Source organism: Qipengyuania thermophila (genome assembly GCF_004153605.1).
GTDB classification, from domain to species: Bacteria; Pseudomonadota; Alphaproteobacteria; order Sphingomonadales; family Sphingomonadaceae; genus Qipengyuania_B; species Qipengyuania_B thermophila.
The window spans coordinates 48,524-61,685 of record NZ_SDSI01000005.1; the positions used below are offsets into that span (position 1 = coordinate 48,524).

At 72.0% G+C, this 13,162-nt stretch carries 16 protein-coding genes; 9 read left to right on the forward strand and 7 right to left on the reverse strand.

Annotation, left to right across the window (positions count from 1 at the left end; translation table 11 throughout):
• The first annotated feature begins 74 nt into the window (after positions 1–74).
• Positions 75–509 (forward strand): Fur family transcriptional regulator, encoded by a 435-nt coding sequence (locus tag ETO60_RS09725; protein WP_130005181.1) that lies wholly within the window; start codon positions 75–77, stop codon positions 507–509.
• A 7-nt stretch (positions 510–516) separates the two neighbouring features.
• Positions 517–1,317, forward strand: a complete 801-nt coding sequence (locus ETO60_RS09730; protein WP_234026433.1) for a lysophospholipid acyltransferase family protein — start codon at positions 517–519, stop codon at positions 1,315–1,317.
• A 12-nt stretch (positions 1,318–1,329) separates the two neighbouring features.
• On the opposite strand, the gene ETO60_RS09735 is transcribed toward ETO60_RS09730, so the two are convergent.
• The 7 genes from ETO60_RS09735 to ETO60_RS09765 all read right to left on the reverse strand — a co-directional run bounded on the left by ETO60_RS09735 (position 1,330) and on the right by ETO60_RS09765 (position 7,752).
• Positions 1,330–2,214, reverse strand: a complete 885-nt coding sequence (locus ETO60_RS09735; protein WP_130005183.1) for a LysR substrate-binding domain-containing protein — start codon at positions 2,212–2,214, stop codon at positions 1,330–1,332.
• Between the two features lie 64 nt (positions 2,215–2,278).
• A complete protein-coding gene (locus tag ETO60_RS09740) occupies positions 2,279–3,184 on the reverse strand; it encodes a hemolysin family protein (protein ID WP_130005185.1) in 906 nt (301 codons plus the stop codon).
• Positions 3,185–3,221: 37 nt separating this feature from the next.
• Positions 3,222–3,707 (reverse strand): rRNA maturation RNase YbeY, encoded by a 486-nt coding sequence (gene ybeY, locus ETO60_RS09745; RefSeq protein ID WP_130005290.1) that lies wholly within the window; start codon positions 3,705–3,707, stop codon positions 3,222–3,224.
• Positions 3,708–3,897: 190 nt separating this feature from the next.
• Positions 3,898–5,010 (reverse strand): dihydropteroate synthase, encoded by a 1,113-nt coding sequence (gene folP / locus ETO60_RS09750; protein WP_130005187.1) that lies wholly within the window; start codon positions 5,008–5,010, stop codon positions 3,898–3,900.
• 13 nt (positions 5,011–5,023) lie between these two features.
• Complete coding sequence (locus tag ETO60_RS09755; protein WP_130005189.1) at positions 5,024–6,139, reverse strand: site-specific DNA-methyltransferase; 1,116 nt, start codon at positions 6,137–6,139, stop codon at positions 5,024–5,026.
• A 57-nt stretch (positions 6,140–6,196) separates the two neighbouring features.
• The gene (locus tag ETO60_RS09760) at positions 6,197–7,117 is read right to left on the reverse strand and encodes an oxidoreductase (protein ID WP_130005191.1); all 921 of its coding nucleotides are present in this window, start codon (positions 7,115–7,117) and stop codon (positions 6,197–6,199) included.
• A complete protein-coding gene (locus tag ETO60_RS09765; RefSeq protein ID WP_130005193.1) occupies positions 7,114–7,752 on the reverse strand; it encodes a ribonuclease HII in 639 nt (212 codons plus the stop codon). The genes ETO60_RS09760 and ETO60_RS09765 overlap by 4 nt, the downstream gene beginning before the upstream one ends.
• On the opposite strand from ETO60_RS09765, the gene ETO60_RS09770 reads away from it, so the two are divergent.
• The 7 genes from ETO60_RS09770 to ETO60_RS09800 all read left to right on the forward strand — a co-directional run bounded on the left by ETO60_RS09770 (position 7,751) and on the right by ETO60_RS09800 (position 13,162).
• Positions 7,751–8,971, forward strand: coding sequence for a PQQ-dependent sugar dehydrogenase (locus ETO60_RS09770; protein ID WP_130005195.1), 1,221 nt, complete (start codon positions 7,751–7,753; stop codon positions 8,969–8,971). The two genes, ETO60_RS09765 and ETO60_RS09770, sit on opposite strands and share 2 nt — an antisense overlap.
• Positions 8,972–9,013: 42 nt before the next feature.
• On the forward strand, positions 9,014–9,568 hold the full coding sequence (locus tag ETO60_RS09775) for a GNAT family N-acetyltransferase (RefSeq protein ID WP_130005292.1): 555 nt from the start codon (positions 9,014–9,016) through the stop codon (positions 9,566–9,568).
• A gap of 42 nt (positions 9,569–9,610) precedes the next feature.
• The gene (locus ETO60_RS09780; protein ID WP_130005197.1) at positions 9,611–10,159 is read left to right on the forward strand and encodes a DUF1285 domain-containing protein; all 549 of its coding nucleotides are present in this window, start codon (positions 9,611–9,613) and stop codon (positions 10,157–10,159) included.
• On the forward strand, positions 10,156–10,761 hold the full coding sequence (locus tag ETO60_RS09785) for a CoA pyrophosphatase (protein WP_130005199.1): 606 nt from the start codon (positions 10,156–10,158) through the stop codon (positions 10,759–10,761). Before ETO60_RS09780 ends, ETO60_RS09785 begins: the two co-directional genes overlap by 4 nt.
• Positions 10,754–11,929 (forward strand): CCA tRNA nucleotidyltransferase, encoded by a 1,176-nt coding sequence (locus ETO60_RS09790; RefSeq protein WP_130005201.1) that lies wholly within the window; start codon positions 10,754–10,756, stop codon positions 11,927–11,929. Before ETO60_RS09785 ends, ETO60_RS09790 begins: the two co-directional genes overlap by 8 nt.
• A 97-nt stretch (positions 11,930–12,026) precedes the next feature.
• On the forward strand, positions 12,027–12,593 hold the full coding sequence (locus ETO60_RS09795; RefSeq protein ID WP_130005203.1) for a hypothetical protein: 567 nt from the start codon (positions 12,027–12,029) through the stop codon (positions 12,591–12,593).
• Between the two features lie 56 nt (positions 12,594–12,649).
• The gene (locus ETO60_RS09800) at positions 12,650–13,162 is read left to right on the forward strand and encodes a hypothetical protein (RefSeq protein WP_130005205.1); all 513 of its coding nucleotides are present in this window, start codon (positions 12,650–12,652) and stop codon (positions 13,160–13,162) included.

Sequence of the window (13,162 nt, forward strand, 5' to 3'; positions counted from 1 at the left end):
CAAGGCAGGCTTGGGTTGAGGCAACGCGGGCAAGGCGGTAAGCTTTGCCCGCGGGACGGCTGCAGGAGGTATTCGTGTCCAACGCCATCGACCTCGAGCAAGTGTGCGCGCAAAAGGGCCTGCGCATCACCGAGCAGCGCCGCGTCATCGCACAGGTGCTCTCGGCGAGCGACGATCACCCCGATGTCGAACTGGTGCACCGGCGAGCGGTGGAAATCGATCCGGGCATTTCCATCGCCACCGTCTACCGCACCGTGCGGCTGTTCGAGGAAGCCGGCATCCTCAACCGCCATGATTTCGGCAACGGCCGTGCCCGCTACGAAGCGTCCTCCGAAGACCATCACGACCATCTGATCGACGTCGAGACGGGCAAGGTGCTGGAATTCGTCGATCCCGAAATGGAAGCGCTGCAGAAGCGCATTGCCGAGCGGATGGGCTATCGCCTCGTCGATCACCGGATGGAGCTGTACGCCGTGCGGCTCGACCGTTCGGAGCCGGATCCGGCCTGATCCCCGCGTGAGCGCAGCGGAGGCGCGTGACAGGGTGCGCGAAGGTCGTCTGCGTGCCACCGGCCGGCTTCGGCTCGCCGCGCGCGTCACCGCGCTCGCCGGTTGGCTGGCGGCGTGTCTCGTCGCGCACGGCGCGGCATCCCTGTTCGGGCGCGGCCGTCTCGTGCCGCCGGTGTTTCTCGGCGGCGCGGCACGGATCTGCCGCGTGCGCTGGCAGATCGTGGGCGAGCCGGCAAGCGAAGGCGCCCTGTTCCTTGCCAATCACGTGTCGTGGCTCGACATTCTGGCGCTGGCCGGGGCAACCGGCACGACCTTCGTGGCCAAGGGCGACCTTCGCGCCGCGCCGGTGGTCGGATGGCTCGCCTCGCTGCATCGCACCGTCTTCGTCGAACGGGACGCGCGGATGACGATCGCGCAGCAGGTGGCAGCGTTCCGTCACGCGCTTGCGACCGAGCGGTTCCTCACCCTGTTTCCGGAAGGCACCACCGGCGATGGCCACCGGCTTCTGCCGTTCAAGAGCGCGATGCTCTCGGTGCTGGACGGACGAAAGGGCGGAGCAATGGTCCAGCCCGTGCTGCTCGACTACGGTCCGGCGACGGATGAGATCGCATGGATCGGCGAGGAAAGCGGCCTTGGCAACGCGCGGCGCATTCTGGCCGGAGCAGGCGCAATCCCGCTGACGATCCATGTGCTTGAGCCTCTCGGGGCCGGGGAGCTCTGCGACCGCAAGCGGGCCGCCGCCGCCGCCCACCGACAGCTATCGGACCGGCTGGCGAGGCTGCGCGGCGCAGCGGCCACGGAACGCTAGGGCGCGGCGCCCTCAGAGCTGCGCCTCCACCAGCCAGTCGTGGAACAGGCGCACCGGCCGGTCGGCAAGCGCGCCGGGCAGGCAGATGAACCAGTAGCTGTAGGGACTTTCGACCGGCTCGGTGAACAGCGAGGCCAGCCGCGGGTCGGAGGCGCGCCGCAGGTGGTCGTCGTGCATGATGGCGATGCCGAGCCCCTGCGCCGCCGCCTCGAGCATCAGCTGGCCCGAATCGTAGTGGTCGACGACCGCCTCGCTCAGGTCACCAAGGCCCAGCGCCTCCTTCCACGCGGCAAAGCTTGCCGGCAGATCGGTGTGCACGAGAAAGGTGCACCCCTCCAGCGCCTCCGCCCGCGGCACGGGCCCGATCCGTTCGGCCGTCGCGCGGTCGCAGATGGCATGGACGAAGTTGCGGTCGAGCCGCACGGCGTGCAGATGCGCCCCCGGCTGCGGGGTCAGCACGATCGCCGCGTCGAGCGTGTCGCCCAAACGCGCTTCCGGATGATGGCCGGTGTCGATGTCGATGTGCAGCCGCGGGTGCCGCCGCCGCAGCTCGGCGAGGCGCGGGAACAGCCGCTGCGCGCCGAACAGCGGCAGCACGCCCAGCCGCAGCCGCATGAGCGAGGCGCGATCGCTGTGCGCCTCGATCGTCCGGGAGAGCGCCTCGAGCTGCGGGTCGATGGCCTCGAAGAAGGCGCGCCCCTCGTCGGTCAGCTCCAGGCTCTGCCGCACGCGGGTGAACAGGCGGCGGCCGACGAAGCTCTCGAGCGCGGCGATCCGCCGGGACAGCGCCGAGGGGCTGAGCCCGAGCTGCTGCGCCGCCGCGCGAACGGACCCGGTGCGGACCGTGCGGCTGAACGCTTCCAGCGCGCGCAGCGGCGGATAACGGCGCACTGCCATGCCATCTCTCCCGTCCCGTCCGCGCCCGCACCGCTTCCGGCACGCGCCGCGGACGCCCCACTCCTCACGCCGCGGCCGATGCCTCCGGCTCGCGCAGGCGCAGGCGCGTCACGTGGCGCTCGTCGCCCTCGGTGATCTCGAGCCGCCAGCCGCTCGGATGCGTCAGCACCGTGCCGACCGGGGGCACCTGTTCCGCCAGCAGGAACGCCAGCCCGCCCAGCGTGTCCACCGCCTCCTCGACCTCGCCCAGCCGCGGGTCGATCTGCGCGGCGACGTCCTCCAGCTCGGCGCGGGCGTCGCACTCCCACACGCCATCGCCGGTGTTGGCGATCAGAGCCTCGGGCGCGTCGTCATGCTCGTCCTCGATTTCGCCGACGATCTCTTCCACCAGATCCTCGATGGTGATCAGCCCGTCGGTGCCGGAAAACTCGTCGAGCACGACCGCGAGGTGGATGCGCTTCTGCCGCATGTCGGCCAGCACGTCGAGCGCGCCTCGGGTCTGGGGCACGTAGATCGGCTGGCGCATGAGCTGCGTCCAGTCCGCCGGCGGCTCCCGGCGTTCGGCCAGGAACGGGAACACGTCCTTGATGTGCATCATGCCGATCACCTCGTCGAGCGTACCGCGGTAGATCGGCAGGCGCGAATGCCCGTGCTCGGAAAAGGTGGCGATCAGTTCGTCCCACGAGGCGTTCTCGGGTACGGCGACAATCTCCCCGCGCGGGACGGACAGGTCGTCGGCGTCGTGCTCGCTGAAATGCAGGAGATTGCGCAGCATCTGCCGCTCGAGCGGGGACAGGTCGGTGGCCGCCTTGCGCCGCGAGCCGTCGGCGCCCTCGTGCTCGTCGAGCGTGTCCTCGAGCTGTTCGCGCAGGGACCGGGCGCCGTTTTCGCCGTCGAACAACTTGCGTATGGCAGGCCACAGCCCGCCGCTACTGTCCGCCTCTCCGGCAGATTGGTCTGTGTCGGGCATGGCCCCTCAATGCGCTCCTCGTGACGGCGTTCCCGCCTCAACCCTGCCCATATGGGTTCGCGATGCCCAGCTTGGCAAGCGCCGCAGTCTCGAGCGCCTCCATGGTGTCGGCCTCGGCCTCGCTGCGCTCGTGGTCGTGACCGGCGAGATGCAGCAGCCCGTGCAGGACGAGATGAGCGGCATGGTCGGCGACCGCGACCCCCTTGCCGTCGGCCTCGGCGGCGCAGGTCTCCCAGGCCAGGGCGAGATCCCCCGCCAGCTCCGGCCCGCCGTCCGGCGCGAGCGCGGCGAGATCGGCCCGCGACAGCATCGGAAAGGAGAGGACGTTGGTCGGGCGGTCCTTGCCGCGCCACTGCCGGTTCAGTGCCCGCACCTCGGCGTCGGTGGTGAACAGGACGCTGGCGGAAAGCCGCGGGTTGGCGAGCAGCGGCTCGACGGCCGCGGCGGCGTCCAGCACGCGCTCGGCAAGGTCGGCCCAGTCGCCGGTCGCCGGCCAGCCGTCGATGTCCACATCAAGGGTCATCATCACCCTCGGTCCGTCGCAGGCACGCCACACCTGGACCGCATGTTACACGGTCCTGGACATCGGGACGAGGACAACGGCGCAAAGCCGCTGTGCCGTGCGGAACGGCACCACCGGCGGCTCGGGGAGGATCGGGACCATCGTGCGACGCTAGCCTGCCCGGCCACGCTAGGAAAGCCGCCGCGTCGCTTCACCCCGGCAGGTCCGCGAAGTCCGTCAGCGCCGCGTCGCGCAGGCCCCGCCAGACATCGCGGGCCTGCACGGATTCAGCCACATCGTGCACCCGGTGCAGTTGCACCCCCGCCTCCATGGCCCTGAGCGCGAGGGCGAGGGATCCGCCGAGGCGCCCGTCCGCCGGCGCCTCGCGCGACAACGCGCCCACCAGCCGCTTGCGGCTCGCCCCCACCAGCAACGGGCACCCCAGCGCATGAAACAGCGGCAGGGCGTTCAGCAGCGCGAGGTTCTCGGTCACGGACTTGCCGAAGCCGATGCCCGGATCGAGCACGATGCGCTCCATGGGAATGCCCGCCGCCAGCGCGGCATCGCGCCGTTCGCGCAGGAACTCGAACACGTCAAACACGACATGGCCATAGGCAGCGCCGGCGTGCGGATCGTCGCCCGCGCCCGGTGCGTGCATCAGCACCACGGCGGCACCGGACGCGGCGACGAGGTCGAGGCTGCGCGGATCGAAGCGGCCGGCGGACACGTCGTTGACGAGCGTCGCGCCCGCCCGCAGCGCCGCCTCCATCACCCCGGCGCGGCGGGTGTCGATGCTCACCGCCGCGCCCATGGCGGCGCACTCCTCGACGGCGGGGACGACCCGGCGGATCTCCTCCCCTTCCCATGTGGCGGCCGCACCGGGGCGGGTGCTTTCGCCGCCGATGTCGACGATCGCCGCCCCGCTCTCCAGCATGGCGGCGGCATGGCCACGCCGCGCCTCGGGCCGGTCGAGCCATTCGCCCCCGTCGGAAAAGCTGTCGGGAGTCATGTTGAGAATGCCCATGACCTGCGGCTGATCGAGGCGCACGCTGCGCCCTCCCAGCGCCAGCGGCGGGCGGGCGCGGGCAAGGTTGGCCCACTGCTCCTGCGCCTCCGCACAAACCGCTTCGGGCAATTCGGCAAGCCGCTGCGCCATCGCATCGGGCGCCGCGATCCAGCGGTCGGCAACCCGGCCGCCATCGACGAGAATGACGGCGAACCGGCTGGCATAGGTCAGCCCGCCGGCAAGGCGCACCGCGTTGCCGTGTTCGGTCTGCGGTCCGGGGACGAAGGCCACCGGGCGGACATAGACGCGCAGCGTCACGGCACCGCGCCTTTCAGTCCTCGGCCGCCAGCAGCCACGCCTGCCGGGCCGAGTCGACGGGCCTTGCCACCCCGTCCTGCTCGAAATGCCAGAAGGTCCAGCCGTTGCAGCTCGGCGCGTCCTGCAGCGCCTTGCCCAGCCCGTGGATCGACCCGGTGCGCCCCCCGCTCTCCAGCGAGCCGTCGGCGCGCACGGTGGCGTGCCAGCGGCGGCGCGCGTCGAACAGCACCGTTCCCGGCGGGATCAGACCGGCCTCGACCAGGGCGCCGAAGGCGACCCGCGGCGCGGCGCGCGGGGCCTGCATCGTGGCCAGCGCCCGTTCGTCAAGCGGCAGTTCGCGGGCAATCCGCTCCGCCGCGGCGCGGCGGTAGGCGGCTTCCGCCTCGCAGCCGATCCAGCGCCGCCCCAGCCGCTTGGCGACGGCGCCGGTGGTGCCGGTGCCGAAGAACGGATCGAGCACCAGATCGCCGGGCTGGGTGGTGGCCAGCAGCACCCGGTAGAGCAGGCTTTCGGGTTTCTGCGTCGGATGGACCTTGCGCCCCCCTTCCCTCAGCCGCTCCGCCCCGCTGCAGATGGGCAGCGTCCAGTCCGATCGCATCTGCAGCTCGTCGTTGAGCGTTTTCATGGCGCGGTAGTTGAAGTGGTAGCGCGCATTCTCGCCCATGCTCGCCCACAGCAGCGTTTCGTGGGCGTTGGTGAACCGAGTCCCCTTGAAGTTGGGCATGGGGTTGGTCTTGCGCCAGACGATGTCGTTGAGGATCCAGAACCCCAGATCCTGAAGGATCGCGCCGACGCGGTAGATGTTGTGGTAGCTGCCGATGACCCACAGCGCCCCGTCGGGCTTGAGCACCCGGCGTGCCTGACGCAGCCAGCTTTCGGTGAAGGCGTCATAGGCGGCGAAGCTGTCGAACCGGTCCCAGTGATCGGTCACCGCATCGACGGCGCTCCCGTCCGGGCGGGAAAGATCGCCGCCGAGCTGAAGATTGTAGGGCGGATCGGCAAACACCAGGTCGACGCTCGCATCGGGAAGCTGGCGCATCGACTGGACGCAGTCGCCCGGCAGGATCTGGCCGACCGGCAGGTCTGCCGCACGCGCCGCCGCCCGCCGGTTCAGCTCGGCAACCCCCATCTGTCCACCCCTTGTCAACACACCTGTCCACAAGGGTGAGTCCCGCGCGACTCCGCGTCAAGCGCTAAGTTGGCTGCGGATCTCGAACGGCGTGCCGGTCATCGTTTCCGACAGCTGCCACAGCCGGTCGGCGGCGTCCGCGTCGCGCGCTGCGGCGCTGGCGACGGCCGGGCCGCTCGCCCGCCCTCGCAGCTCCGCGAGGCCATACGGCCCCAGATAGGCGCCGCCCTCCACCTCGGGTCCGGTCGCCGCGTGGAGGGCGGGCAGAGCACCGTCCTCCGCGGTGTTGAACAGCATGCCGATGAGCGGGGCGGCAGCGCGCGCCGGGCCCAGATGGCGGACGATCTCCGTCTGGGCAAAGCCGGGGTGACACGCCACCGCCTTCACCGGAACACCGGCCGCGCGCAGCCGCCGGTCGAGCGCGAAGGCGAACAGCAGGTTGGCGAGTTTCGACTGCTGATAGAAGCGTTGCGGCGCGTAGCCGGAGCGGGCGTCGAGATTGTCCCAGGCGATGTGCGCCCGGCGATGCGCCAGGCTCGCCTGGACCACGACCCGCCCGCCGCCGTCCGCCGCCAGCCGGTCGAGGAGCAGCGCGGTCAGAAGGAAGTGGCCGAGGTGGTTGACGCCGAACTGCTGCTCCGCCCCATGGGCGAAGCCGAGCGGCGGCATCATCACGCCGGCATTGTTGATCAGCGCGTCGAGCCGCTCCTCCTCCGCGACGCGCGCGGCGGCCGCGCGGATGCTGGCGCCGTCGGCGAGGTCCAGCTGCACGAGCGCCGGCGCGTCCGCGGATGCCTCGGCGCGCAGCCGCGCGACCGCCTCCTCACCCCGGCGCGGATCGCGGCAGCCCAGCAGCACTTTCGCCCCGCGACGGGCGAGATGGCGCGCGATGTGCCAGCCGATGCCGGTGTTGGCGCCGGTCACGAGCACGGTGCGGCCGGTCTGGTCGGGAATGTCGCTGAAGCGGAACGGGGTCATGCGCGTCTCTCTGCCCGGGCGACCGGCGCGAAGGACCGCCGGTGCAGGGGTGTGGGTCCGTGAAGACGCAACGCGCGCAGGTGCTCCGCGGTCCCGTAGCCCACGTTTCGCTCCCACCCGTACTGCGGATAGGCGCGCGCGGCGTCCCGCATCGCGCGGTCGCGGTATTCCTTGGCCAGGATCGAAGCGGCGGAGATCGCCGGCTCGCGCGCATCGCCGCCGACGAGCGCCCGCACCGGCCAGCGCCACTCGCGCACCCGGCCCTGCGGCGTCACGTTGCCATCGACGAGCACGTGCAGCGGCGCGCCGCACGCCTCGTCCTCCAGCATCCGCCACAGGCGGTCCACCGCCTGCGTCATCGCGAGCAGGGTCGCCGACAGGATGTTCACCCGGTCGATCACGTCCGGCTCCGCCACGCCGATCGCCCAGGCGCAGGTCGCGCGCACCTCCCGTTCAAGCGCGGCCCGCTTGGGTGCGGAAAGGCGCTTGGAGTCCGCCAGCCCCTGCGGCGCGGGCAGGCACAGCACAACCGCCGCGGCGACCACCGGCCCGGCCAGCGGTCCCCGCCCTGCCTCGTCCACCCCCGCCACCAGCGGTGCGGCACCAAGCCCGCCCTTGGGCGTTGCGCTCATCATGACAGGAACAGCCCCCTTCCCCGTGGCCTTATCCCTTGCCGCCCTTCTCCTGGCAAGCTGCGGCGGCGCCGCCGACACCGCCCCGCCCAGCAGCGCGAACACCACGCCCGCGGCGACGGCCACGCCCGCCACGCCGGCAACCGGCACCGGCACCGCGGCGTGGAACGGCACCTTGCGCACCCAGGTGGTCGGCACCTTCGACGAACCGTGGGCGGCCGCCTTCGCGCCGGGAACGCAGACGCTGTTCATCACGGAAAAGCGCGGCGCCATCCGCGCCGTCGACACGCGCACCGGACGCACGATCACCGTGCCGGGCGCGCCGCAGGTCGACTACGGCGGCCAGGGCGGGCTGGGCGACATCGCCTTTCTCCCCGGCGAGGCGGCGGCGACGCTTGGCACCCGCACGATCTATCTCAGCTGGGCCGAGGCGGGCGCCGGCGACACGCGCGGCGCGGTCGTGGGCCGCGGTCAGCTCGTGTGCGCCAGCGACACCGCCTGCCGCGTCGAGAACCTGGCCGTCATCTGGCGCCAGAAGCCCAAAGTCACCGGGCGCGGCCACTATTCGCACCGGATCGCCGTCTCTCCCGACGAGCGGCACCTGTTCGTCGCCAGCGGCGACCGGCAGAAGATGGACCCGGCGCAGGACAACGGCAACACGCTCGGCACCATCGTGCGGCTGAACCTCGACGGCACGCCGGCGGCGGGCAATCCGTTCGCCGGACGCGGCAGCCCGACGGACCAGATTTGGTCCTTCGGGCACCGCAACACGCTCGGCCTCGCCTTCGACGCGGACGGACGACTGTGGAACATGGAGCACGGCCCGGCGGGCGGCGACGAGATCAACATCGTGCAGCCGGGCGCGAACTACGGCTGGCCGGTGGCGTCGAACGGCGAGCATTACGACGGCCGGCCGATCCCCGATCACGCGCCGGGCGACGGGTTCGTGGCGCCGGTGCTGACCTGGACCCCGGCGACCGCGCCGGGCAACATGATCCTGTATCGCGGAACGCTCTTCCCCGGTTGGCAGGGACACGCGCTCCTTCCCGGCCTCCGGTCGGAGGCGCTGATCCGGGTGGCGATCACCGGCACCTCGGCGGTCGAAGCGGCCCGCTTTCCGATGAACAGGCGCCTGCGCGAACTGGTCGAGGCGCCGGACGGAGCGCTGTGGCTGCTGGAGGATGGCGAGAATGCGCGGCTGCTCCGGCTCACGCCGGGCTGAGCGGCGGTGACGACCCCGCGCCCGGAGGCGGCGGCTGACGCGATGCCGGCGCTCGTGCCGCTGGCGGCCATCGACCCGCTGCTGGTGGAATCGCTGCTGGACGCCGTGTTCGGCGCGGAACGCCGCGCCCGCACGGCCTACCGCATCCGCGCCGGCATGCAGCCGCTTCCCGCCCTCAGCTTTGCGGCGCTCGACGCGCAGGACTATCTCGCCGCCATCATCCAGTGCTGGCCGGTCGCGCTGACGGACGGGAACGGTCGTGCTCACCCGCTCGTCATGGTCGGTCCGGTCGCCGTCATGCCCTCGCGTCAGGGCGAGGGGTTCGGCAAGGCGCTGATCACCACGGCGCTGGCGGCCGCGGACTTAGCGGCCGGAACCGGCGCGGCGCTGCCGCAGGTGCTCATCGGCGACGCGGCCTATTACGGCGCCTGGGGCTTCTCCGCCGCGGCGACGGGCGGCTGGTCCTGTCCCGGCCCGTGGGAGCCCGAGCGCTTGCTGGCGCGCTGCGCCACGCCTGCCATCCTGCCGCATGCGGGCATGCTGGGGCCGTGGCCGGGCGCGGGCGCGGGCGCGGAAGCGAACGCGCAGCAGGGTTGAACGCGCCGCACGCCGACGCCAAGAAGACGACAGCGAAACGCCATGCCATACCAGCCACCCCCCGAACTCGCCTCCCTGTCGCTCAGCGACATCGCCGACCTCGTGGCGCAGCGCCGCCTTCCCGCCGTGGAAGGCTGGGCGCCGCAGGCACGCGGCGACAGCCGGATGCGCATCGCTGCCGACGGACAGTGGTTCCACGATGGCGCGCCGATCACCCGCCCGGCGATGGTCCGGGCCTTTTCGGGACTGCTCAGCCGCGATGACGAGGGGCAGCACTGGCTGGTGACCCCGTTCGAGAAGCTCTCCATCGCGGTCGAGGATGCCCCCTTCGTCGCCGTCGACGTGGTCCGGCGCGAAGGTGATCTCGCGTTCCGGCTCAACACCGACGATCTTGTCGTCGCCGGCCCGGACCACGCGCTGCTGGCCGAAGGGGACGCCGACCATCCGCGCTGGTATGTGCATGTGCGGCGCGGCTGCCTTGCCCGCCTGAACCGCTCGACCTTCGACCAGCTGGCGCAGATCGCGCTCGAGGAAGGCGACGACTGGACGGTGACGAGCAAGGGTGCGGCCTTCGCGCTGCGCCCGGCATGACCGATGTCCACGCCCTTCTCAGCGCACGCCTGGCGCAGGGTTGGAGGCGTCCGCTGACCGGCCTGCTCGACGATCGCCGCCACCATGCGGGCGGTCCGGTCAAGCCCGCGGCGGTGCTGGTCGCCGTCACCGAGCGGCCTTCACCCGGCGTCCTGCTGATCCACAGGCCGATGTCCATGCGCAGCCATGCGGGGCAGGTGGGCTTTCCCGGCGGGCGTCTCGATCCCGGCGAAACGGTCGAAGCCGCCGCGCTGCGCGAGGCGGAGGAGGAGCTCGGCATCGCCCTGGGTGCGGTGAGGGTGGTCGGCACCGCCGATGCCTTCCACACCGGCACCGGTTATCTCGTGACGCCGGTACTGGGCGTGGTGCCTGCCGACCTGCCGCTCGTCCCCAATCCCGCCGAGGTCGAGCGCTGGTTCGAGGCGCCTCTCGACCACCTGCTCGACCCTTCCAACCATTACCCCCGCAGCGGTGTCTGGAACGGGCAGCCGCGGTCCTACCTTGAAATCGTCTGGGGCGGGCACCGGATCTGGGGCGTGACCGCTGCGATCCTCGCCAATCTCGCGCGGCGTCTGGGCGTGGAGGGAAGGATCAGTGCCTGAACTCCCGCCCGCATCATGGACCCGGCGGCCGTCCCTGGCGCGGCTGGTGGCGGCGCTGGAGCCGGAACGGGTGCGCTATGTCGGCGGCGCCGTGCGCGACACGCTGCTCGGGCAGCCGGTGAGCGACATCGACTGCGCCACGATCCACCCTCCCGACGAGGTGATGGCCCGGTGCCGCGAGGCCGGTCTGCGGGTCGTGCCGACGGGGGTGGAGCACGGCACCGTCACGGTGGTGCTGCCCGATGGTCCGGTCGAGGTCACCACGCTGCGCCGCGACGTCAGCACCGATGGCCGCCGCGCCAGCGTCGCCTTCAGCACCGACTGGCGCGAAGACGCGGCCCGGCGCGACTTCACCATCAACGCGCTGTATGTCGATCCGCAGAGCCTCGCCATCGACGACTATTTCGGCGGGCTGGCGGATCTGGACCAGCGCCGGGTGCGGTTCATCGGCGATGCCGCCTCCCGCATCGCCGAGGATCACCTGCGCATCTTGCGCTACTTCCGGTTCCAGGCACGCTTCGGGGCGGAACCGGACGCCGAGGCGCTGGCCGCCTGCGCGACGCTTGCCGGCACGCTGAAGGGTCTGAGCCGCGAGAGGATCGGTGCCGAGCTGCTTGCCCTGCTGGCGCTGCCCGACCCGGCGCCCACGGTCGCGCTGATGCATCAGACCGGCGTGCTGGCGGTGGTCCTGCCCGAGGCCACGGCGGCGCAGCGCGCCCTGCTCGCAGAGCTTCCCGCGCGCGAACGCACCGCCGGCGTGGCCCCGCACCCCCTGCGCCGGCTGGCCGCTCTCCTCCCGCCCGTTCCCGCCTGCGCGGAGCAGGTGGCGGCGCGGCTGCGGCTGTCCAAGGCCCAGCGCAGCCGGCTGATCTGCGCCGCGGCACGGAGACCCGCGGATGCCGAGGCGCCGCGGGCGCTCGCCTATGCCGAGGGAGCGGAGTGCGCGCGCGACCGCCTGCTCCTTGCGGGTGCCGATGTCGGGCCGCTCCGCGACTGGGCGGTGCCGCATTTCCCGTTCACCGGGCGGGTGCTGATCGAACGCGGCGTGCCGCCCGGTCCCGAGGTGGCCCGGCTGCTGCGCGAGGTCGAGCAGCGGTGGATCGGCGCGGGCTTCCCGCCGGAGACAGAGGCGCAGCAGCTTCTCGATGCGGTGGTGGCCGAACGCTGAGCTTGCTTCAGCTTCCCTTCATCGGCCACAGGGTGTGAAGAGCGCACGCCATTCCGCATCACGGGTGCGTGCGGTTCATCGCCACTGGAGCCATTGCATGACCTTGTTGACTTCCGCTTCCCTGCTGATCGCGTCCGCAACCGGCGCCGCTTCCGCCCAGCCGGCCGTTCAGCCTGAACCGGCCGCGCCGGCCGCCGTGCCGGCCAATCCGCAGCTGTTTGCCGGCGCAACGGTCTACGGGCCGCAGAACACGCTCGTCGGAACCGTCACCGGCGTGTCCCAGGGCATCGTCACGGTGAACACCGGCACGCACGAGGCGCCGCTGCCGGCGACCGCCTTCGGCGCCGGGTCCATGGGGCCGACGCTGCCGGTGACGCGCGAACAGCTCGGACTGCTCGTCGACCAGCAGCGCGCGGCGGCCGTGGCGCGCCGCGACGCGGCGCTCGTGGCGGGGACGGCGATCGTGTCCGCCGACGGACAGGCGCTCGGCACGGTGGAGAGTGTTGCCGGCGACCGCGTGGTGGTCCTGCGGCCCGACAGCCGCAGCCGCCTCATCCTGCCGCGCGCGCTCCTCCTTCCCCATGCCGCCGGCCTGCGCACCCGCATCGGCCTGGCCGAGCTGGAACGGGGCGCGACCAGCAGCGGAGCGGTCACCGCCTACTGAAGCCTTTCCCGGCGCGTTCGCGGCGCGCCTCGCCCTTCCCCGACAGGAGCACTCCGATGTCCCCGTTCACGTTCTTCGGCGCGGCCGCCGCCGCGCTTGCCACCCTCGCCATGCCGGCTGCGGCCGCCGCCCAGCAGCAGCGCTGCGTCACGCGGGCCGAGAGCCAGGCCGTCGTGGCTCACCTGATGCCGGATCTGCTGCGCAGCGTGCAGAGCCGCTGCGGACCGCTGCTCGGGGAGAGCTCGTTCCTGCGCGACAATGCGGGATCTCTGGCCGAGCGCATGACCCCGCTGTCGCGCAGCAGCTGGCCGGCGGCGAGGGCGGCGCTGGAGCGGCAGAGCGGCAGCGCCCTGCCCGACAACCCGGCGATCCTCGACTTGGGTCGTCAGGCGCTCGCCGGCGGCGTCGCCAACAGCCTCGATGCCGATAGCTGCCGCCTGACCGACCAGCTGCTGACGCACCTTGCGCCGTTGCCGCCCGAGAACCTTGCCAACGTGTTCGCGCTGTTCCTCGAAGCCGGCGCGAACACGAACCGCCAGGCGCCCCTGCGGGTGTGCCCGTCGCGCTGA